Below are 20499 nucleotides of genomic sequence, written 5' to 3' on the forward strand. Positions count from 1 at the left end.
ATGTCGAAAAACCTTGTAATAGTCGAGTCGCCAGCAAAGGCAAAAACAATTGAAGGATACTTAGGAAAGGACTATTCAGTGACGTCGAGTTACGGCCATGTTCGTGACCTGCCCAAAGGGGACAAAGCGATTGACATTAAAAATGGTTTTAAGCCGACCTACGAAATAACGGCCGACAAAAAAGATGTCATCAAACAGCTGAAAAAATTATCGAAGGAAGCTGAGATGATTTACCTGGCTAGTGACGATGACCGTGAAGGAGAAGCCATTTCGTGGCATTTAAAGGAGGCGCTGGATCTGAACGACAAGAACACAAGGCGGATCGTTTTCAGGGAAATTACCAAGAAGGCGATTGACAATGCTATTCAGAACCCAAGAGGCATTGATATCGATTTGGTAAATGCCCAGCAGGCCCGCCGCATACTTGATCGTCTGGTAGGTTTCGAGCTTTCCCCCATTCTCTGGAAAAAAATAAAAACTGGTCTCTCAGCTGGCAGGGTGCAATCCGTTGCTGTACGCCTTGTGGTGGAGCGAGAAAGAGAAGTCGAACATTTTAACTCCGAGTCTTCTCTCAAAATCACAGCCAATTTTCTGCTTGCAGGCGGTAAAGTATTGAAAGCGGAGCTTGGCAAGAAGTTTAAAACTGAAGCTGAAGCACAGGCTTTTCTTGAAAAATGTAACGGCGCAGAGTTCTCTATCAAGAACCTGGAGAAAAAGCCCACCAAGAGATCGCCTGCTCCTCCTTTTACCACCTCTACCCTGCAGCAGGAGGCCAGCCGTAAGCTGGGCTTCTCGGTGAGTCAAACCATGACCATCGCTCAGCGGCTTTATGAGTCAGGTAAAATCTCTTATATGAGAACTGACTCGCTCAATCTGTCAGACGAAGCCGTCAGCGGTGCCACCAACGAAATTAAGTCTTCGTATGGCAACGATTTTGTTCAAAACAGAAAGTATAAAACCAAGTCAGAAAGTGCTCAGGAAGCTCACGAAGCCATCAGGCCTACCGACTTCTCAGCGCACACCGCCGGTGCTGAAAGAAATGAACAGCGGCTTTATGACCTGATCTGGAAACGAGCGATTGCCTCTCAAATGGCGGATGCACAAATAGAAAAAACCATCGCTTCCATTGGCATTTCCACTACCGATGAGGTATTGACTGCCACTGGAGAAGTGATCCAATTTGAAGGCTTCCTTAAGGTGTACATCGAGTCGACCGACGACGAGGAGGATGAAGAAGAAGCAAAAGGCATGCTGCCACCATTGAAGGTCGGTGAAAAGCTGACTTTAAGGGAAATAACTGGCAAAGAATCGTTTACCCGACCTCCTACCCGGTACACTGAAGCAAGCCTGGTAAAACAGCTGGAAGAAATGGGCATAGGCCGTCCGTCGACCTACGCACCTACCATTTCAACGATCCAAAAAAGAGAGTACGTTATTAAAGAGTCTCGTGACGGCAAGGAGAGAAAATACAGGGAGCTGACGCTGGCCAACGGCAAAATCACAGCCAAAACCGGTACTGAAAACTACGGCGCCGAAAAAATGAAGCTCTTCCCTACCAACCTGGCCATGGTGGTCAACGACTTCCTGGTGCTTCATTTCCCCAACGTGATCGACTTCACTTTTACTGCCCGGGTGGAGAAAGAGTTTGACGATATAGCCTCTGGCAAAGTGGAATGGCAAACAATGATTGATTCCTTCTACGGCAAATTTCACCCAAGGGTAGAAAGCACCGAAAAGGTTGACCGGTCGGAAGTAGGTGCCAGCAAAGAGCTGGGCATTGACCCGGCCAGCGGCAAGAAAGTGACTGTCAGGCTAGGTCGCTTTGGTCCGCTGGCCCAAATTGGCGAAGCAACCGAAGACGAGAAGCCCAAATACGCCAGCCTGAAAAAAGGGCAGCTGATGGAGAATATAACATTGGAGGACGCCCTTGAGCTATTCAAGCTTCCCAGAGAGATTGGGCTGTTTGAAGAGGAACCAATGGTAGCTGCTATCGGCAGGTTTGGGCCTTACATTCGTCATAAAAGTCAGTTTTACTCGCTTACCAAGGATTTTGACCCAATGACGGTGACCGAAGAAGAGGCTGTATTGATCATCAGGGCTAAGAGAGAATTGGAAGCCAACAGGCTCATCAAGAAATTCACTGAAAACGAAGAAGTTCAGGTGCTAAACGGTCGCTTTGGCCCTTACATCAAGTTTGGCAAACAAAATGTGAAAATCCCAAAAGGCAAAGAGCCCAAGGAGCTGACCTACGCCGAATGCGTGGAGCTGGCCGAAGCAGCGCCAGCAAAAAAGGGAGGATTCAAGAGAAAGTCCAAGTAGCACAAACGAACATGAAAATCGTATTCTTTAGCACCAAATCATACGACAAAGAATACTTCGAAAAAGCCAACAAGGAATTTGACTTCATATTCATACAGGCAAATCTTGACCCCATCACTGCGGTAGTCATTCCTGATGGAGCAGTTGTTTGCTGTTTTGTGAACGACGCTATCAATGAGCAAGTCATTGAGGTGTTGAAAAGTAAGAAGGTTCGGCTGATAGCTCTCAGGTGTGCCGGGTTCAATCAGGTAAACCTGGAAGCCGCTGCCAAAGCCGGCATCAAGGTGGTAAGGGTACCCGCCTATTCTCCTCACGCCGTGGCCGAGCATGCGGTTGCATTATTGCTTGCCCTGAACAGAAAAACTCACAAAGCATACAACAGAGTGAGAGAGGGCAATTTCTCTTTGGAGCGTATGACCGGGTTCGATGTCTTCGGTAAAACCGTTGGAGTGATTGGCACCGGTAAAATTGGGGCCACCTTTGCCAGTATCATGCTGGGGTTTGGCTGCCGGGTGATAGCCTACGATCCCTTCCCAAACACGGAACTGACTGAGAAGGGCATTGAGTACTACCCATTGAACGAGCTACTGGCTCAGTCTGATATCCTATCGCTTCACTGCCCGCTGACACCTGAAACACACCACTTGATAGACGAAAAAGCACTGGAGCACATCAAACCGGGAGCCTTTTTAATTAACACCAGCCGGGGAGCGCTCATTGACACTCCGGCTACTATCGACGCATTGAAAAGCCGCCGCCTGGGTGCTCTGGGCATCGATGTTTACGAGCAGGAGGAGCATCTCTTCTTTCAGGACTTCTCCGATGTCATCATCGACGACGACATTATCTCCCGCCTGATGACCTTTCCAAATGTGCTTATCACGGCACATCAGGCGTTTCTTACCAGTGAAGCACTGGAGCAAATTGCGTTGACAACGCTGCAAAACATCAGGAGCTTCAACCAGGGGCTACCACTTGCCAATGAAGTTACTTTAAATAAAAATTAGTTCCTGGCTCTCTGTCGCACCACCATCTGATCCTACTGGTTTCGCCTCATCTCTGCCCGCCGCATAGGCATAGCATCTACCAAATCGAAAATTGTTTCTACTGGCACCACAGTTTGTTCCTTTAGCTTAACACCGCCATCTTTTCCAATCAGAACGATTAAAAAATCACTGTTGGCTGGGTTAAAAGTTTGCTGCAACGTGGCAGCATCTTTGGCACCAATCGAAGCTCCGTCAATTGCCCCATTTCCCCCACTGTCAATCACTCCTAACACGAGGTCACGATCATCAAACTCCTTTTGTTGTTTTTTAAAAAGCGCCACCTGCTCAACGCCGATCTCAGCATTTGACTCAGAATGAAAGACAAGAACGATCCTGTTTTTCCAGGCAAACTGTTCAAGCGGGTCAATGGGCTTCTGTCCACCCAAGCCTATTGCCAACATTAAAGCGAATGTTATATATCCCATCAATGAATAACCAGCCGCTATTGTTTTTTGTTATTAACCGGCTTCAGCTATGCACTCTATCTCCACCAATGCATCCAGGGGCAGCCTGCTCACCTCCACGGTGCTCCTGGCGGGCTGGTGCTCTCCAAACAATTCTGCATACACAGCGTTCATGGCCGGAAAGTCTCTGAAGTTTTTGAGAAACACCGTCGTTTTCACTACGTCGGCCAATGACAAACCCTCTGCTTTCAGCACGGCCGACAAATTCATCAGTGCCTGCCGGGTCTGCGGCCCTATCTCGCCGTCAACCATTTTGTTGGTGTCGGGCACAATGGGTGTTTGCCCCGAACAGAATACGAGACTACCTGACCTGATCGCCTGCGAATAGGGCCCTATGGCTTTAGGTGCCTCGTCTGAATATATTTTCCTCATCTTTGTTTGATTATTTAAGCCAATCTATAAAAATCTAATCTTGTTTTAACTAATCCACCCTGCATCTCGTTATCTTTCGGAAATGGCATTCTTCGATCAGTTATATCAAAAATTATTCAATAATCGGGTCAGCGAAACTTCGCTCATCCTTCACGAGGTAATTGTAAGAAATGAAAAATACCTGCAGGGCTATGAGCAATGGAAACTGGATGGCCGTGCCGCCAAAATGATCTCAGACTACAGCCGCTCCTATCATTTCAAAAAAGCAGGAGTTCAAAGTGAGCCCAATGTGCACGTATTTGCCTCCTCGGCGTCCAACGGATTTGCGCTGACCTACTCGCCAGATTTCGATAAGCAGGAGTTTCAGTTTCTATTCGACTACCTGGCTGAGATCAGCAAAACACTGGGCTACAGGCAGGTAAACAGCGACGTGACGATCACCGAGAAGAACGACACCATTGAAACCAGAGAGAAACACTACCTAAAACCACCCATCGGTGCCGCTGACCAGTTGTCCAAACAACTTTTTGGTAACATTCTTGTGGAGTACATATTGATCGATGATCAGCCGAGCTATATTAAGCTGTTGGCTAATATCTACTTCGACAGACAATATGAGCCTGCTGAAGACCATAGAGAATTGATCTCACATTTGTTTACCATTGACTGATAAACTTAAAACCGTTATAAATCTCAAAACAATGAAAAGAATAGCTTACAGAATTACAGGCTTTAATATTTTAATGATTGCATGCTTTGTGCTGCTTACGTCTTCCACTCAGTTGCTCCCCACCAACCTGAGAATCACTGTGTTGAATAGTCTTGGTAATGCAGAAGAGGGTGTTACTGTGACTCTTTATGCCACCGAAGAAAACTACATAGAAGAAAAGAACCCGGTGCAGGAATCGCAGTTAACCGATGCCAAAGGACGAGTAACGTTCACCAAACTCCAGCCAAAGCCTTACTTTGTTGTGGCAAGAAAAGGAGACCTTGACAACAACGGCGAGGGCGCTGAAACAGCTCCGCTACAAGAGGGGCGAATGAACAAAGTAAACATTGTGATTCAGTAGGCCGGATGTCCCGAAAAGAATTGACCAGCCTTTTGAGCAATTACGAAACACCGCATGCAAGTGAGGTTCATTACGCTCCAAGGTTTGTATCTCTTCTTCAAAACTTCCCAGGTTGCTTCCGCAGAGATTTGGTTTCTGGCCACATCACCGGCTCTGCCTGGGTAGTTTCTTCAGCTTTCGATCAGGTAGTACTGTTGCACCACAAAAAGCTCAACAGGTGGCTGCAGCCAGGCGGTCATTCCGATGGTGAAGAGGACGTGTTGAAAGTTGCCGCCAAAGAACTCGAAGAAGAAACAGGGCTTAGCGCCTATAAATGGGTCACCAGAGATATTTTTGATATCGATATCCACCTTATTCCTGAAAGAGGCAACGAGCGGCTCATTTTCACTACGACATCAGGTTTATTGCCATGGCTGAAGCTTCAGCTCCCCTTGTTGTAAGCAACGAAAGCAGAGATGTAAGGTGGGTGCCCTTGTCGTCTGTTACTGAAGAAGCAGGTTTTGAAGAATCGATTCTCCGGATGGTTAAAAAAACACTCAAGCTAAAGGCATCGCTAACCTGACACAGTGAAGTTGATATGAACAGAAGGATTTTCTTTATCTCCGCACTGCTACAAGTCTGCGGCGTCCTTTCGATTTACTTTTTAGGAACGTTTTCAAACGACGGCGACCAGCAGTCGGCTGAAGTGTTGGCCACGCCGTTTACCCCCACCAGCCTGGGGGTTGAGGAAGATCCGGATGCCAGAGCCAACTTTGAACACATGATGCTGGCGGATCCGGCTTCAGGAGCGATCCCGGCCGGTATTCACAGCAAGGCACTCAAGTTTACCCGGCAGCTGCCTACAAGCAGAGAAATGAAGCTCGGTGGTTTTGCACGAACCGAGGAAAGGGCATACATCCCACGAGGGCCCTTCAACGTAGGCGGCCGTACCCGGGCGCTGGCCATCGACCGCAGCAATGAAAAGGTAATTCTGGCTGGAGGCGTTTCCGGTGGCTTGTGGCGAACTGAAAACGAAGGCATTATATGGAAAAGGATCACGCCTCCCGAGATGATCAACAGCGTGAGTTGCCTGGTGCAGGACACCCGGGCTGGCCACACCGATACCTGGTACTTTGGCACCGGTGAATACTCGCTTTTCAACTCGGCCAGAGGCAACAATTCCACACCCTACAGAGGTGACGGTATTTTCAAGTCGACCGACAAAGGCCTCACGTGGCAGGCACTGAGCGCTACGGTGTCAGGAGATGTTACCACCTTTGGGAGTCCTTTCCAATATGTCTATAAACTGGCCATCAATACGGCCAACAGCAATGAAGACGAACTGTATGCCGCCACTATTGGAGGTGTGATCCGCTCTGCCGACGGCGGCGAGACCTGGGCAACAGTGCTGGGTGCAGACTTGCTCAACGAGCCACCTGGAACAGATTTGAATGACAAAACCTTCCCTTTCTTTAGCGACGTGTCAATTACCAAAAATGGGATTAAGTATGGTGCGTTGAGCACTGTGAGTAACGCCGACAACAACTGGGCAAAAGCGGGTATTTACAGATCAGATGATGGGCTATCCTGGGTCAACATTACCCCGACAGGGTTTCCAGTGCAATACAGAAGAATCGTAATTACGCCGTCGCCTTCCAACGAAAGAGTCATCTACTTTTTAGTTGATGCAGCCGCTACTAATCTGTGGAAAGCCACCTACCTGCCTTCGGGCAACAACTATATTTGGGAGAACCTGTCTGCCAATATACCTGACTTTGGTGGCCGAGTGGGCGAGTTTGATACCCAAAACGGTTACAATATGCTGCTAGAGGTGCACCCCACAGATGAAAACATAGTGTTCTTGGGTGGTACCAATTTGTTTCGTTCTTCTGACGGATTCAAAAGCAAAGACAATACCGAGTGGATTGGTGGCTACAGCCCGGAAAACAACGCAAGCCAGTATTCCAATCACCACGCCGACCAGCATGTGCTCACCTTTTACAGTTCCGATCCCGCCAAAATGCTTTCCGGGCACGACGCAGGCATCTCGATAACCTGGAGTGGACTATCGAAAGAAGTAAACTGGCTAAGCCTGAACAACGGCTACCTGACTTCTCAGTTTTTCACCATTGACATCCCCAAATATGAATACAGCGACCTGATGGTGGGTGGCATGCAGGACAATGGCACCTACCTGAGAAGTGCGCCTGGCGAAAACCCTCCGTGGGACCAGGTTTTTTCGGGAGATGGCAGCTACTGCCAAACCACCTCCGACGGCACATTTTGGTATGTGTCGGCGCAAATGGCACAAATTTACCGGCTTACATTCAATACTAAATTCGAGCTCACCGGCTATGCCAGAGTGGATCCAATCAATGGGGGCCTCGCCAGCGACAATGGCTACCTGTTCGTGAACCCCTTCAGGCTGGATCCTGTCAATAATAATATCATGTTTCTGGCAGGTGGAAATGTCATCTGGAGAAACTCAAACTTAAGCCAAATCGCCAACGGTTCGCAAGACAAGACTAGCACCAACTGGCAGCGACTTGAGTCTTCGGTTATTCCGGAAGGGCAAATCACAGCCATGGAGATAAGCACCACAGGCGAAAAGTGGCTGCTCTATGGCAACAGCACAGGAAGGCTCTTCAAACTGCCATTAGCAAATGGAAATAGTTTTGAGATGGAGGAAATCACGGATCCCGATTTTCCGCAGGCTTTCATAAGCTCCATTTCTATCGACCCTTCCGATCACCACAACATCATGGTAGTCTTTTCCAACTACGGTATTCCCAGTGTCTTCTTTTCAGACGATGGTGGCCTTTCGTTCACCGACATCAGTGGCAATCTGGAAGAGAATGCAGATGGAACCGGAAATGGCCCCAGTGTCCGTTGGGGGCAGCTCATCCCTATGAAAGCCGGTGAGCTAATGGCTGCCGTGGGAACCGGATCGGGGCTTTACGCAACCGAAGCGCTGTCGGGAACTGCCACCACCTGGGCAAGAGAAGGTGCAGACGTGGTTGGCTATAGCGTGGTGCCCATGCTGAGCTACAATCCGCTTGATGGGAGGCTGGCCATTGCTACCCATGGAAATGGGATATTTGAAACCTTTATATCGGATCATCTGGTGATCGAAAAACAATCTCCTTCAGAGAAATTTATTGTTGGCGCCCCCTACCCCAACCCTTTCACTGATTTGATCAGCATTCCCTTCGAAATACCAAAAAAGCAAATTGTGAAGTCCATCATTTACAATGCTGCCGGCCAGCAGATCAAAACGCTTGTTTGGGGCACACAGTTTGAAGGGGCCACTACTATGACCTGGGATGGAACGAACGTGACGGGCACGGCAGTGGTGGATGGAGTTTACTTTTGCCGGATACAATTGGCCTCGGGTGAACAAAAAACCGTCAGGCTGATACTCAACCACTAAAAATAAGAAACCCCGGCAGACAAAATCTGCTCGGGGCCCACCATCAACCTTAATTAAACCTTAAAGAACCTAATCAATTGGATCGTTTTCCATTTGATTAATTAATTCAAATATAGAGCGCTGCTTTGATACTATTCAGGCATTAAACCTGCCAATATTATACATGTAAGTTTTGGTGCAAAAAACAATACTTGTATGCCTTTCAGGAAGATAACACATCAGAATAGTGCTATGAAAGCAAAGAACTGATGTAAGTATTTCCTTGTTTTCTACAAAATATTAGGCGATTACTCGTAGGCAGCGCTAATTCATACCTTTGAATAGTCAAAACTTCATCAGGAGCATCTGCAAGATAATCTTTGTTTTATCCTATTTGGAGCTAATCAGCACCAACATAAAGGCGATGACCATAAGCCAAAACTTGTAGGCAGCGATAGCGGGGATAATGACAATACTCAATTCACCCAAAACAAGTAGCAGCACAACGAGCACGGCGATTAGTTTTATGATAGATCTGGTTCTTTGACTCATAGCTTTAAAATATTTTTTGTGTGTAATTTAATACATCACGAAATAAACAGAATAATTGTAGATTCGCAGTATCTGATGAAATTTCATGGCGGAAATAGGGATCGACATAGACAAAGCAAAATCCTTTCTGGATCGGGGGCAACTGATAGGGCTCCCTACCGAGACTGTGTATGGTCTTGCGGGAAACGCCTTCAATGAATCCGCTGTTTTAAAAATATTTCAGGTAAAAAACAGGCCCTCGTTCGATCCGCTTATTGCACACACCAATAGCCTCGAAAAAGTTAAGACATTTGTTAAGGACATCCCGGATGTAGCGCTTGACCTCGCTGAGGCATTTTGGCCCGGCCCGCTCACTTTGCTGCTTCCAAAGAAAAAAAGGATTCCGCTGCTGCTTACCTCCGGGTTAAAAACTGTGGCGGTGCGAATCCCCGATCACCCGATCACTACGGAATTGCTGGAAAAGCTTGACTATCCGCTGGCGGCACCCAGTGCCAATCCATTTGGCTATGTAAGCCCCACCACGGCACACCATGTGCAGGACCAACTTGGAGAAGCCATTCCATACATCCTCGATGGGGGGCCGTGCAGAGTGGGTATTGAGTCAACCATTATCGGGTTCGAAAACAATAAGCCGGTTGTTTATCGCCTGGGTGGTAAGCGAATTGACGAAATAGAAAAGCTCATTGGCACTGTGCGCATAAGAACCAATATGAGTTCCGACCCCACGGCACCAGGCATGCTAAAAAGCCACTACGCTCCTGTGAAAAGAGTAGTTATTGGCGACCTGGAAGAGCTGATCCCCAAATTGAACCCGCTAAAAGTGGCGGTTATTTCATTTCAGAAAGACTACCCAGAGGTGCCCGAAAGCCATAAGTTCATCCTTTCGCAGACGGGAAATATTGAAGAGGCGGCCGCCAACCTCTTTTCAGCCATGCGAAAAATGGATAAAACCGCTGCGAACTGCATTGTTGCCGAATATGTTCCCGAAATCGGTTTGGGGAAGGCCATTAATGACCGCCTGAAGCGTGCCCAGGCATAGCTGAAAATGAAAGACCCGGCGAACCGCTTTCAAACTCGCCTAAAAAAAGTAATTTTACATCTATCATTAGCCCACATTCTCGAGCCAATTTATTTCCCTGGTTTTAAAAAATTAAAAACCTTTTATGATAACACTAGATCAGTACAATTTTAAAGGAAAAAGAGCGCTAATACGGGTCGATTTTAATGTGCCCCTCGACAAGTCAAACAATATAACAGACGACAACCGCTTAAGGGCAGCCATTCCGACGATCAATAAAATATTAAAAGACGGAGGCTCGGTGATTCTCATGAGCCATTTAGGTCGCCCGAAGGAAGGGCCGGAAGACAAGTTCTCGCTGAAGCATGTAGTAGCCTACCTAAGTGAAGCCCTTGGAACAAAGGTTCAGTTTGCAGACGACTGTATTGGCGACGCTGCTTTCAAAATGAGTGCCGCTCTGCAACCAGGAGGTGTTTTGTTACTTGAAAACCTGAGGTTTTACAAGCAGGAAGAAAAAGGTGATGCTGAGTTTTCACAAAAACTTGCCAAGCATGGCGACGTGTACGTAAACGACGCTTTCGGAACTGCCCACAGGGCCCACGCCTCCACCACCATTGTAGCCAACTATATGAAGGACAAGGTGTGTGGCTACGTGATGCAGGCTGAGCTTGAAAATGCACAGAAGGTGCTTGAAAATGCCACAAAGCCATTTACGGCCATTATGGGTGGTGCTAAAATTTCCGATAAAATACTGATCATCGAAAGACTGCTGGATACAGTGGATCACCTCATCATTGGCGGCGGCATGTCCTACACGTTCTTCAAAGCAATGGGCGGCCATATTGGCAAATCACTGGTGGAGGAAGACAAGCTTTCACTCGCCAAGGAGTTGATTCAGAAAGCCAAAGAAAAAGGTGTTGAGCTTCACTTGCCTATCGACTCGATAATAGCTGATAACTTCAGCAACGACGCCAACACAAAAGTGGCCAACAACCACTCAATACCCGACGGCTGGATGGGGCTTGACATCGGGCCTGAGGCAACGGCCATCTTCTCGAAGGTGGTAGAATCCAGCAAAACTATTCTCTGGAACGGGCCTATGGGCGTGTTTGAAATGGAAAAGTTTGCTAATGGAACAAAGAAAATCGCCGACGCTGTAGTGAAAGCAACAGGCAATGGTGCTTTTTCTCTGATTGGGGGAGGCGACTCTGCTGCCGCCGTTAACACACTCGGCTACGGAGACAAGGTAAGTTACGTATCAACAGGAGGAGGAGCCCTTCTTGAGTTCATGGAAGGCAAAGAACTTCCGGGCGTAAAGGCCCTTCAATAGAGCCACACCCTGAAAATAAATAAAAAAAAGGCGGCTTTAAGGCCGCCTTTTTGTATTTTCGTTCACCACAGACCTTAACTTATATCCTTAGAGTGCTTTAACCTATAAAAGACTTTTTATAAAGGTGAAATCACTTCTTCTCTTCGTTGTAACCCTTTCTATTTCAGCCAATCTATTGGCTGACTCCGTCTATTTCCCTTCTGACAAAAGTCGGGACAGCTTGATCAACCTGCTCCAAACCAGTGAGAAAGAGCAACTTGTGGACGTGCTCAACAAACTTTCCCTTTACTACAATATATCCGATCCCTCAAAAGCCAGCGCTTATATCCAGCAAGCAAAAAGTTTGGCTGGAGAGCTCGACTACAATGCAGGTCTGGCCTTCGCAACAAAGGAGGAGGGTATGATGAAGCTAAATAATGGAGAAATCATTCCGGCTCTTACGTTGCTTGAACAGGCCAGAAATATTAGCGTTGAAATCAATGATTACCGGCTCATTGGCGAATCCTTACATTGCATTGGCCTTGTTTACTCTGCCTTCGGTTTCCATGAGTACGCTTTGAAATACCTCAATGAAGCTATGGATGTTTACCGCCAGGGAAATGAAAACCAGCTAATAGCCTATTGCTACTACGATGAAGCGGCTGTTTATGTGAAAAATAAAGAGTTCCAGAAGGCGCTTGACAGGGTGCGGGAATGTGATCAATTCAGCCTGAGCAATGGTGTCAAAATTGAAGGTGGACTCTCCCACATTCTTTTGGCAGACATATACGCTGGCATGCATAAAGACACGCTGGCCCTCGAGAATTATAAATTGGGGCTGGTGCTGATAGGAAAAGAGAACTTATCGCCGAGAATCAATGCAGCCGGACTCAGGGCTTTGGGGAAATTCTATCTGGAAAAAGGCCTTTACAAAGAGGCTAAAAAGTCCTTTTTTGAGGCAAAAACCGTCATTGACGAGGGCACCAACGATATTGAAAAAGGAGAAATAATGCTGGATCTGTCTAGCGTTTGCCTGAAACAAAACTACCTGAGAAGTGCGCTTGAGATGATCGACTCTGCGCTCATACAGAGTGAGAAGACCAAGGCCATTGCCCTGCTCACCAGGGTACTCTTCACCAAAGCCGAAATCCTTAAAAAAATGGGGTTGGAAGGACCTGCTTTAAGGGATATTTCAAGGGCTTACACCCTTCAGGATTCAATTAACTCGGAAGGCTACAAGAACTACATTGCAGATATGGTGGCCTCTTTCGAGATTCAAAAATCCAACCTTAAAATCAAAGCCCTCAACAATCAACTTGAAGCTACACAGGGGGAATTGGCAAGCACCAGCACTTTGTCAAAGTATTACCTGGCCGCTACACTTTTCTTTGTGGCCCTGCTCGCATTCATTGCTTTTGACCAGCTAAAGCTAAAAAAGATCACAAAAAAGCTCTATGCTGTTAACAAACAAGTGAATAGAAAAAATTTGGAATTAAAGAAACTTGACGACGAGAAAAGTGACTTAATTAAGCTTGTGGCACACGACATGCGCAGCCCTGTTAACAATATTGTTTCCATCGCCGGGCTGCTGGAGCATGAAGCCACTACCCCCGAAGAGAGAAAAGAATATGTACAACTGATAGCATCCATCTGCCAGCGAATCAATAGCAGCATTTCTAAATTCCTGGGCAGGAATGAGCAAGCCTCACCAGCCAGCAGGGTACCAGAGCTTGAGATGGTGAGTATCAATGATTTGATTGTTGAAACGATGAGTGAGTTTAGTCCAAAAGCTGCATCAAAAGATATCGAGCTGCTATTTACCCCAACACGTAAAAAACACAAGGTGCTAACTGACGGCGACTACATCTCGCAAATCCTTTCCAACCTTTTGTCGAATGCTATAAAGTATTGCCAGTCGGGTGCCACTGTAAGCCTGGAGTTTGCCATGCAGCTTAAGCATTGCGCCATCATCGTGAGAGACAATGGGCCTGGCATTTCTAAAAAGGAACAATTGACCTTGTTTGACAAATACACCACCACCAGCAACAAGGTAACCGGAAATGAGTCTTCCACAGGCCTTGGCTTGTCAATAGCAAAAAAGCTAACCCAGGCGCTGGGAGGGGATATTCAGGTAGAAAGTGATATTGGCAGGGGCTGCCGTTTTATTGTGAGCATTCCAACATTGGAAAATAGCCACGTGCCTCAACCGACGATGCTGGCTAAGTGAGCATCAGCTTCCCTACTTCATTGTATCGCACCTTTTCTTCATCCAGCAAGTGTCTGATCCCGTACATTCTCGCTTCCTTTGTCTTGCCAGAATACCCCTTCATTAGTTGCTCCAGCGACACCTGATTCTTTCCAATTTCATCCGTCAGCTGTGTTAGCAGTTTATTGAAGTCATTTTCCGACTGAAGGATCTTCTTCCTGAGTTTGACACGCTGAAATTGAAAAAGTGCCATTGCGATGTGTATGGGCACTTTTTAGACTACTTTTCAGAAATTTGTATATCGAAAACTCGCTTGATTTTCTTTCAGATAGTGGCTTGATTTGCCTCAAACAGATTTTGAGTGCCTAGTATCATTATCGACAAGAAGCCATCAGGTGATTATATCCGCATCGTTGAGTCTTATCGTGACCAGGATGGCAAGCCACGCACCAAAACGCTTTACAGCCTGGGGCGGGTAGACAGTTTTTCGCCCGAGTCTCTGAAACGAATGGGCCAGCGGCTCTATGAATTAGGTGGTGGAAATCTGAAGGATTTACTCGGTGAGCAGGTCAGCGAAGAAGGTAGATATAACTACGGCTTTCTGTTGGTTTACCGTAAAATACTCCACTATTACGGCCTTGATCGCATATTTCAGCGGATCACCAAAAAGAAAAAGCTGACCTTCTCTCTTACTGAAGTGGTTTTACTACTGCTCATTGAGCGCCTCAATGATCCTTGTAGCAAGCTGGGTAGCTTTTTCCACCAGGAAGAATACCTGGGACTGGCTCAGGTGTCCTTGCAACACCTCTACAGGAGTCTGGACTACCTGGCTGACCATAGCCAACTGATCCAGCAAACCATTTTCCAAACGGGTAGAGACCTGTTCAACCAGAAATTAGATGTGGTGTTCTATGACGTGACCACCTTCTATTTTGAATCAGAAATAGAACAGGAAGGAGCATTGCGTCAGAAAGGCTTTAGCAAAGATGGCAAAATAGGAAGCACACAAGTGGTTTTTGCCATGCTCATTGACAGATACAAGCAACCCATCGGTTACAAACTCTATAGCGGAGACCTGTGGGAAGGATACACCTACACAGAAATGGTGGAAAGCCTCAAGAAAGAATACCAGATCGAAAACATCGTCTTGGTAGCCGACCGAGGCATGCTCAATACTGACAACCTGCAAGTCACTGTTGACAAAGGCTATGAGTTCATCATGGGAGAGCGGCTCAAGGTACTCCCCAAACCCATCCAGGCCCGGTTGATCGATCTGGATAACTATCACCATCAATGGATGAGTTCTTCAGTAGGTTCGGAGCGTGAGCCGGTCAAAGTGCGCTACACTGTCCTGGAATACAATGAGCGAAAGATCATAGCTACCTACAGCGAAAAGCGAGCTGAAAAAGATCGACAAGAAAGAGAAGAAAAGCTTCGTAAGGCTGAATTGTTGCTCAAAAACCCAACGCAACTCAAAAAGAAGGCCCATCACTACTACCTCAAAAATACCGAAGGGGAAAAGTATGTGGTTGATACTGAAAAAATCAAACGAAGCGAAAAGTATGACGGCTTCCTTGCCATCGCCTACCACGCCAAAGGACTCTCCCATGAACAGGTGCTGGATCACTACCACCATCTATACCAGATAGAGCATAGCTTCCGTACCTTCAAAGGCTATCTGGAAACCCGCCCGATGTTCCACTGGACCAATAAGCGTATCCAGGGTCACATTTGTCTGTGCTATATCGCCTATAGCATGCTAAACCATTTACAACTTCGGCTAACCAAACAAGGCACCCCACTTACAGAGCAAACCATCCGAACCCACTTGTCCAAAATGCAAGTCAGCCTTGTCAAACAAGCCGATCAATACTTCTACCTGCGCTCCAAGACCTCTGAAATCTCACAGCAATTACTACAAGCAGTGGCTGAAAAGAACCTGCCTGACCTTTTTTCTAAGGATCAGACAATCAAATACTTATAAAATCCTGTATATCGAAAGCAATTTTTTAATTACTTATATATCAGATACTTAACTCAAAATCGTGTCAAACTCAGGTGAGCATCAGCTTCCCTACTTCATTGTATCGCACCTTTTCTTCATCCAGCAAGTGTCTGATCCCGTACATTCTCGCTTCCTTTGTCTTGCCAGAATACCCCTTCATTAGTTGCTCCAGCGACACCTGATTCTTTCCAATTTCATCCGTCAGCTGTGTTAGCAGTTTATTGAAGTCATTTTCCGACTGAAGGATCTTCTTTTGCCTGATGCAGTAGTCGCACATCCCGCAGGGGATGTCGTTTTCTTCGCCAAAGTATTCCTGAATGACCTGCGTCCTGCACCTCACTTCCTGCTGAAGGTATTTTACCATGGCGTCTACCTTGTCAATCAACTCTTCTCTTCGCTGTGCCAGGCGTTGCTTATCGATGGAAAGCTTGGCGGCATCCTGGCGGGGAGTGAGGAACTGCACCTGGGGCGAGTCTTTCATTTTTTCGTACACAAAGGCCCCCTGTGTGTCCAAATACGTCAACTGCTTTACCACTTCAGCCCTCGTGCAATTGGCCAGCCTGGCAATGTCACTTTCGGAAATTGTGGTCAAATGAGCGAACACCTCACCACCGAAAAGGCGGAGCGTAGCCTTGATCACAGGATCCAGATTAGCGTTGGCCACCTGTATTTTATAAAGCTCCTGCTTGTCGACCTGAGCAAACAGCCTCGATGGTTGGTAAAAACTCTCAGTCAGCTGGATCAGGCCTTCCTCTTCTAATTTTTTCAACGCAGCAAAGGCTTCAAACGGATTCAGCTGATAGGTTTTGATGAACTGTTCATAATCAAAGTCGAACGACACAAATTGTGAACTGCCCACCGCCAGTTTGAAGTAGTTGGCCAGTGCCTGGTATACCTTTTTGAGGTACTCCACCTCTGGCAAGGAGCGAAGGGTGCGTTCCTTCAATTCCTTTACGTCCGCTGCCAGATAAATCATGACTGCATAGGCGAGCTTCTCGTCACGGCCTCCCCTACCCGCTTCCTGATAGTAGGCCTCGAGGCTGTCAGGAATATCGACATGGACCACCACCCGCACATCGGGTTTGTCGATGCCCATGCCAAAAGCGTTGGTAGCCACCATCACCCGCACTTTGTTATCAATCCAGTGAGTTTGCCGGTTGGCCCGCTCCATGGCGTTCAGCCCTGCATGATAGTAGGAGGCAGAAATGCGGTTCGACATGAGCCATTTGGCGAGTTCTTCGGTGCGCTTGCGGCTCCTCACATACACTACGGCCGATCCAGGAACATTGGTGAGTACCTCCAGCAGCTTCCTGCCCTTGTCTTCGACCTTAAACACCGAGTACGACAGGTTCTTTCTGGCGTAACTCTTCATGAAAACAGCTGCTGCTTTCATCCTCAGCTTGTCCTGTATGTCCTGCTGCACTTTCAGCGTGGCTGAGGCGGTGAGAGCAATGAGTTTGGCGTCGGGAATCTTTTCCCTGAAATCGGCTATTTGCAGATAAGGCGGTCTGAAGTCGTAACCCCATTGGGAAATGCAGTGTGCCTCGTCGATGGCCAATATCGACACCTTCATTTTGGCCGCCCGCTCGATGAAAATCTCCGTCAGCAGCCGCTCCGGTGAAACGTACAGGAACTTAATGTTACCATAGATGCAGTTGTCGAGAATGATGTCTATTTCTCTTTTGCTCATCCCTGAGTAGATGGCCTCGGCTTCAATTTCCCGCTTTTGCAGCTGGAACACCTGGTCTTTCATCAGGGCAATTAGCGGCGACACCACTATGCAAATCCCTTCCATGCAAAGGGCAGGCACCTGAAAGCAAATGGATTTGCCGCCACCCGTGGGCAGGAGGGCCAGTGTGTCCTTACCGTCGAGCACGCTTTGGATAATGTCTTCCTGCAAGGGCCGGAAGGCCTCGTATCCCCAATATTGCTTTAATATGTCGGCTGGTGCTTTCACTATTCGAAGATATCTATTGCAAAAGCTTGATAGCTGTAATGATGTAAATATCGTTACTTACCCGCTGGTCGATGGGCAGCTTCGCCATCGACTCACTCACTGAAGGATCCTGTTGCACAAGAAAATCGGGCAGCACACCGCTGGCCTGCCACGACCGCCCGGCAGGTGAGTACATAGCACTGCTGATGAATTTGACCCGGTACTGGTTTTCGAGCGTGTAGGTGGTTTCAATTACCCCTTTGCCAAATGTCTTGGTGCCTATAATGGTCGCCCGTTTGTGATCCTGCAAAGCAGAAGCGATGATCTCAGCAGCAGAAGCGGTGCTCTTATTCACGAGCACCACCATTTCAAAATCGAAAGGTGCCTCTCTGTCAGCCACAATGGGTGTAGCCTTGTCGCTGCGGGCCACTGTGCGCACAATGATATTGTTCTTGCTTAAAAACAGGTTGGCTATGTTCACCCCTTCATTCAGCACCCCGCCAGGGTTGTTGCGCAGGTCGAGCAGCATTTTCTTTACCCCCTGCTCTTTTAGTTTTTGCAAGTCGGCAGCCAGCTGCTGTGTAAGCCCCTGCGACACATTTTTAATTTCTACCAGGGCCGCTGGCCTCCCCGGAAGTACAGTCACTTTCAGGTCGTTGGAAGGAAAGGCAGCTCTTTTCAGCTTTACGTCCATCACGCTGACGTCCCGGATCACCTTCAGTGTGGCCTCTGAGTCGGCTGGCCCATCGAGCAGGTCGTTGACAAAGGCCAGTGTTTTGCCCTTCAGCACCTCGCCGTTGATGCGCACGATGCGATCATATAACTGCAGCTTGCCCACGGCAGGTGAGTCTTCCAGCACTTCTGTCACTGTAAGGCTACCATCATTGGTATTGAAGGTGCTGTTGAAACCAAGCGACACCTTTACGCCCTTGAGTGAGTTCAGAATGTTTTCGTACTCCTCCGGCGTCCATATTTTTGCCAGCCCGGGGTTTTCAGGTGGTGAAATGTGGCGCAGCATGCCTTCGATAGCAGCCCAGTAGAGCGCTTGTTCTGTGATTTCGGCAGAGTAATAGTTGTTCAGGATCAGCTCTCTCACGTCGTTAAAAGTCTTGTCCGGATTGCTGAAATCGTGGGTGATTGTTACCGGGAAAAGCGGGGCAATGGCGTTTTGCGCTATGCTACCGGAAAGACTAAAAAGAATGGCCAGGAGAAGGAAGAAAAAACGTTTCATGATGCTACGAATGAGTAGTAAGTATGAGTAAATCTAAAACTAAGGACGGGAAGGTAGAAGAACCAACAATAGCCGCTGCAAATAATCAAATAGCAAGAGCAAGCATCAAAAGACAAAGCTCAAAAAACAAATAAGCACCAAACACAAAAGAGTAAAATCTCAAACCAGGCTTACGAAGACCCAGGTTTCTGGCTTTGAATTTAGAGAATTGAGATTTATTTGTCTTTTGCTATTTGAAATTTGGGCTTTTGGCCCTACCAACTGATCTTCTCCTTGTTCAAAAAGAGAGCAAGCATCAAAAAACAAAGCTCAAAAAACAAATAAGCACCAACACAAAAGAGTAAAATCTCAAAACAGGCTTACGAAGACCCAGGTTTCTGGCTTTGAATTTAGAGAATTGAGATTTATTTGTCTTTTGCTATTTGAAATTTGGGCTTTTGGCCCTACCAACTGATCTTCTCCTTGTTCAAAAAGAGAGCAAGCATCAAAAAACAAAGCTCAAAAAACAAATAAGCACCAACACAAAAGAGTAAAATCTCAAACCAGGCTTACGAAGACCCAGGTTTCTGGCTTTGAATTTAGAGAATTGAGATTTATTTGTCTTTTGCTATTTGAAATTTGGGCTTTTGGCCCTACCAGCTGATCTTCTCCTTGTTCAAAAAGGCTGCCATCCCTCTCTTGCAGTCTTTGGTCGAGCGGGCAACGGCGTTTTGTTCGGCGGCATACTGCAAAGCATCCACAATGGACATCTGCTGCACCTCGGCCATCATTTGTTTGGTCATGCCCATCGACTGCTCGGAGTTGCTGCTAATGAGTCTCGCTGCCATTTCCTCCACCCTGGCTGCCAGCCTGTCCGCTTCAACTACCTCATTTACAATACCCAACTCCCACGCCTTTTTTGCATCTATCAGCTGGCCTGTCAGCAGTAGCTCCCTTGCCTTTGCATCTCCCAGCTTCCGCACCAGAAACACCATCACAATGGCTGGGATGAAGCCAATCTTCACCTCCGTGTAGCCAAACTGGGCTTCGGGCACGGCGTAGACCATGTCGCAAACGGTGGCCAGGCCACAGCCACCTGCAATGGCAGGCCCCTGCACCTGGGCAATCACCACTTTGGGGATGGTGTAGATCATTTCAAACAACTCCTTCAGGTGGATGCTGTCCTCCAGGTTTTCTTCGTAGGTATTGCTTTGCAATTGCTGCAAATAGGCGATGTCGGCACCGGCACAAAAAGAAGTCCCTTCGGCCTTCAGGATGATCACCTTCACTTTTGGGTCGTAGGTTGCTTTTTGAAAGGCTTCCTTTAGCTCAGCCACCAATTCATAGCTCAGCGCATTACGTTTCTCGGGGCGATTCAGTGTGATCCACGCCAGCCGCTCACCGGTCTCATATTTTATCAGGTCCATGTCGCTTCTCTTTGGTGTGAATTTAAGGAGAGGAAGGTAGTAGGCAAATAATGGGGGCAGAAATTACAATGTCTCTACCCCTGCGTTCGTGAAACACCATAGCCGTCAACCTAAGAAATAATTGGTGGATATGGCAAGGCCATTCCGCATGGCCGAGTTTTATTTTCCATGTTTTTT

Annotated in this window: 17 protein-coding genes; 10 read left to right on the forward strand and 7 right to left on the reverse strand. The window is 47.3% G+C overall.

All coding sequences use genetic code 11. The features are described 5' to 3' along the window. Both topA and ACMVP2_RS03070 read left to right on the forward strand, forming a co-directional pair. Complete coding sequence (gene topA, locus ACMVP2_RS03065; protein WP_416866663.1) at positions 1 to 2319, forward strand: type I DNA topoisomerase; 2319 nt, start codon at positions 1 to 3, stop codon at positions 2317 to 2319. A gap of 11 nt (positions 2320 to 2330) precedes the next feature. Continuing rightward, positions 2331 to 3326 carry a 2-hydroxyacid dehydrogenase gene (locus ACMVP2_RS03070; RefSeq protein ID WP_416866664.1) on the forward strand — a complete coding sequence of 332 codons (996 nt, stop codon included), beginning with the start codon at positions 2331 to 2333 and terminating at the stop codon, positions 3324 to 3326. 32 nt (positions 3327 to 3358) lie between these two features. Here the strand turns inward: ACMVP2_RS03070 and ACMVP2_RS03075 are convergent, their stop codons facing one another. Together ACMVP2_RS03075 and ACMVP2_RS03080 are read right to left on the reverse strand one after the other, a co-directional pair. Further along, positions 3359 to 3766, reverse strand: a complete 408-nt coding sequence (locus ACMVP2_RS03075; protein ID WP_339793836.1) for a DUF4174 domain-containing protein — start codon at positions 3764 to 3766, stop codon at positions 3359 to 3361. 57 nt (positions 3767 to 3823) lie between these two features. Then, positions 3824 to 4201 carry a RidA family protein gene (locus ACMVP2_RS03080; RefSeq protein WP_339793834.1) on the reverse strand — a complete coding sequence of 126 codons (378 nt, stop codon included), beginning with the start codon at positions 4199 to 4201 and terminating at the stop codon, positions 3824 to 3826. A gap of 82 nt (positions 4202 to 4283) precedes the next feature. Between ACMVP2_RS03080 and ACMVP2_RS03085 the strand changes: the two genes are divergently transcribed. The 4 genes from ACMVP2_RS03085 to ACMVP2_RS03100 all read left to right on the forward strand — a co-directional run bounded on the left by ACMVP2_RS03085 (position 4284) and on the right by ACMVP2_RS03100 (position 8680). Next, the gene (locus tag ACMVP2_RS03085; RefSeq protein ID WP_339793832.1) at positions 4284 to 4871 is read left to right on the forward strand and encodes a hypothetical protein; all 588 of its coding nucleotides are present in this window, start codon (positions 4284 to 4286) and stop codon (positions 4869 to 4871) included. A 31-nt stretch (positions 4872 to 4902) separates the two neighbouring features. After that, on the forward strand, positions 4903 to 5271 hold the full coding sequence (locus tag ACMVP2_RS03090; protein WP_339793830.1) for a carboxypeptidase regulatory-like domain-containing protein: 369 nt from the start codon (positions 4903 to 4905) through the stop codon (positions 5269 to 5271). A 5-nt stretch (positions 5272 to 5276) separates the two neighbouring features. After that, positions 5277 to 5711 (forward strand): NUDIX hydrolase, encoded by a 435-nt coding sequence (locus tag ACMVP2_RS03095; protein ID WP_416866665.1) that lies wholly within the window; start codon positions 5277 to 5279, stop codon positions 5709 to 5711. Positions 5712 to 5848: 137 nt separating this feature from the next. After that, the gene (locus ACMVP2_RS03100; protein WP_416866666.1) at positions 5849 to 8680 is read left to right on the forward strand and encodes a FlgD immunoglobulin-like domain containing protein; all 2832 of its coding nucleotides are present in this window, start codon (positions 5849 to 5851) and stop codon (positions 8678 to 8680) included. Positions 8681 to 9049: 369 nt separating this feature from the next. Here ACMVP2_RS03100 and ACMVP2_RS03105 read toward each other — a convergent pair whose 3' ends face one another. Beyond that, a complete protein-coding gene (locus ACMVP2_RS03105; RefSeq protein ID WP_193217886.1) occupies positions 9050 to 9211 on the reverse strand; it encodes a hypothetical protein in 162 nt (53 codons plus the stop codon). 85 nt (positions 9212 to 9296) lie between these two features. Between ACMVP2_RS03105 and ACMVP2_RS03110 the strand changes: the two genes are divergently transcribed. From ACMVP2_RS03110 to ACMVP2_RS03120, 3 genes are all read left to right on the forward strand, one after another. Further along, the gene (locus ACMVP2_RS03110; RefSeq protein ID WP_339793824.1) at positions 9297 to 10250 is read left to right on the forward strand and encodes an L-threonylcarbamoyladenylate synthase; all 954 of its coding nucleotides are present in this window, start codon (positions 9297 to 9299) and stop codon (positions 10248 to 10250) included. A gap of 124 nt (positions 10251 to 10374) precedes the next feature. Further along, positions 10375 to 11559: a phosphoglycerate kinase gene (locus ACMVP2_RS03115; RefSeq protein WP_416866667.1), complete on the forward strand. Its 1185-nt coding sequence runs from the start codon at positions 10375 to 10377 to the stop codon at positions 11557 to 11559. Positions 11560 to 11683: 124 nt separating this feature from the next. Beyond that, complete coding sequence (locus tag ACMVP2_RS03120; protein WP_416866668.1) at positions 11684 to 13765, forward strand: ATP-binding protein; 2082 nt, start codon at positions 11684 to 11686, stop codon at positions 13763 to 13765. On the opposite strand, the gene ACMVP2_RS03125 is transcribed toward ACMVP2_RS03120, so the two are convergent. Next, complete coding sequence (locus ACMVP2_RS03125) at positions 13758 to 13997, reverse strand: hypothetical protein (protein WP_416866669.1); 240 nt, start codon at positions 13995 to 13997, stop codon at positions 13758 to 13760. The two genes, ACMVP2_RS03120 and ACMVP2_RS03125, sit on opposite strands and share 8 nt — an antisense overlap. A gap of 108 nt (positions 13998 to 14105) precedes the next feature. Here ACMVP2_RS03125 and ACMVP2_RS03130 point away from each other — a divergent pair, with 108 nt between their 5' ends. Then, complete coding sequence (locus ACMVP2_RS03130) at positions 14106 to 15728, forward strand: IS1634 family transposase (protein WP_416866670.1); 1623 nt, start codon at positions 14106 to 14108, stop codon at positions 15726 to 15728. 70 nt (positions 15729 to 15798) lie between these two features. Here the strand turns inward: ACMVP2_RS03130 and ACMVP2_RS03135 are convergent, their stop codons facing one another. From ACMVP2_RS03135 to ACMVP2_RS03145, 3 genes are all read right to left on the reverse strand, one after another. Then, positions 15799 to 17706: a RecQ family ATP-dependent DNA helicase gene (locus tag ACMVP2_RS03135; protein WP_416866671.1), complete on the reverse strand. Its 1908-nt coding sequence runs from the start codon at positions 17704 to 17706 to the stop codon at positions 15799 to 15801. Positions 17707 to 17719: 13 nt separating this feature from the next. After that, positions 17720 to 18916, reverse strand: a complete 1197-nt coding sequence (locus tag ACMVP2_RS03140; protein ID WP_416866672.1) for a S41 family peptidase — start codon at positions 18914 to 18916, stop codon at positions 17720 to 17722. Between the two features lie 632 nt (positions 18917 to 19548). Further along, positions 19549 to 20322 (reverse strand): enoyl-CoA hydratase/isomerase family protein, encoded by a 774-nt coding sequence (locus ACMVP2_RS03145; protein ID WP_416866673.1) that lies wholly within the window; start codon positions 20320 to 20322, stop codon positions 19549 to 19551. Positions 20323 to 20499 lie beyond the last annotated feature (177 nt).

The sequence above is a fragment of the Imperialibacter sp. genome (genome assembly GCF_048007035.1).
Taxonomy (GTDB): Bacteria; Bacteroidota; Bacteroidia; order Cytophagales; family Cyclobacteriaceae; genus Imperialibacter.

Coding starts and splice junctions, on each gene's coding strand:
- topA (WP_416866663.1), top strand. CDS start 1: ATGTCGAAAAACCTTGTAATAGTCGAGTCGCCAGCAAAGGCAAAAACA.
- ACMVP2_RS03070 (WP_416866664.1), top strand. CDS start 2,331: ATGAAAATCGTATTCTTTAGCACCAAATCATACGACAAAGAATACTTC.
- ACMVP2_RS03075 (WP_339793836.1), bottom strand. CDS start 3,766: ATGTTGGCAATAGGCTTGGGTGGACAGAAGCCCATTGACCCGCTTGAA.
- ACMVP2_RS03080 (WP_339793834.1), bottom strand. CDS start 4,201: ATGAGGAAAATATATTCAGACGAGGCACCTAAAGCCATAGGGCCCTAT.
- ACMVP2_RS03085 (WP_339793832.1), top strand. CDS start 4,284: ATGGCATTCTTCGATCAGTTATATCAAAAATTATTCAATAATCGGGTC.
- ACMVP2_RS03090 (WP_339793830.1), top strand. CDS start 4,903: ATGAAAAGAATAGCTTACAGAATTACAGGCTTTAATATTTTAATGATT.
- ACMVP2_RS03095 (WP_416866665.1), top strand. CDS start 5,277: ATGTCCCGAAAAGAATTGACCAGCCTTTTGAGCAATTACGAAACACCG.
- ACMVP2_RS03100 (WP_416866666.1), top strand. CDS start 5,849: ATGAACAGAAGGATTTTCTTTATCTCCGCACTGCTACAAGTCTGCGGC.
- ACMVP2_RS03105 (WP_193217886.1), bottom strand. CDS start 9,211: ATGAGTCAAAGAACCAGATCTATCATAAAACTAATCGCCGTGCTCGTT.
- ACMVP2_RS03110 (WP_339793824.1), top strand. CDS start 9,297: ATGGCGGAAATAGGGATCGACATAGACAAAGCAAAATCCTTTCTGGAT.
- ACMVP2_RS03115 (WP_416866667.1), top strand. CDS start 10,375: ATGATAACACTAGATCAGTACAATTTTAAAGGAAAAAGAGCGCTAATA.
- ACMVP2_RS03125 (WP_416866669.1), bottom strand. CDS start 13,997: ATGGCACTTTTTCAATTTCAGCGTGTCAAACTCAGGAAGAAGATCCTT.
- ACMVP2_RS03140 (WP_416866672.1), bottom strand. CDS start 18,916: ATGAAACGTTTTTTCTTCCTTCTCCTGGCCATTCTTTTTAGTCTTTCC.
- ACMVP2_RS03145 (WP_416866673.1), bottom strand. CDS start 20,322: ATGGACCTGATAAAATATGAGACCGGTGAGCGGCTGGCGTGGATCACA.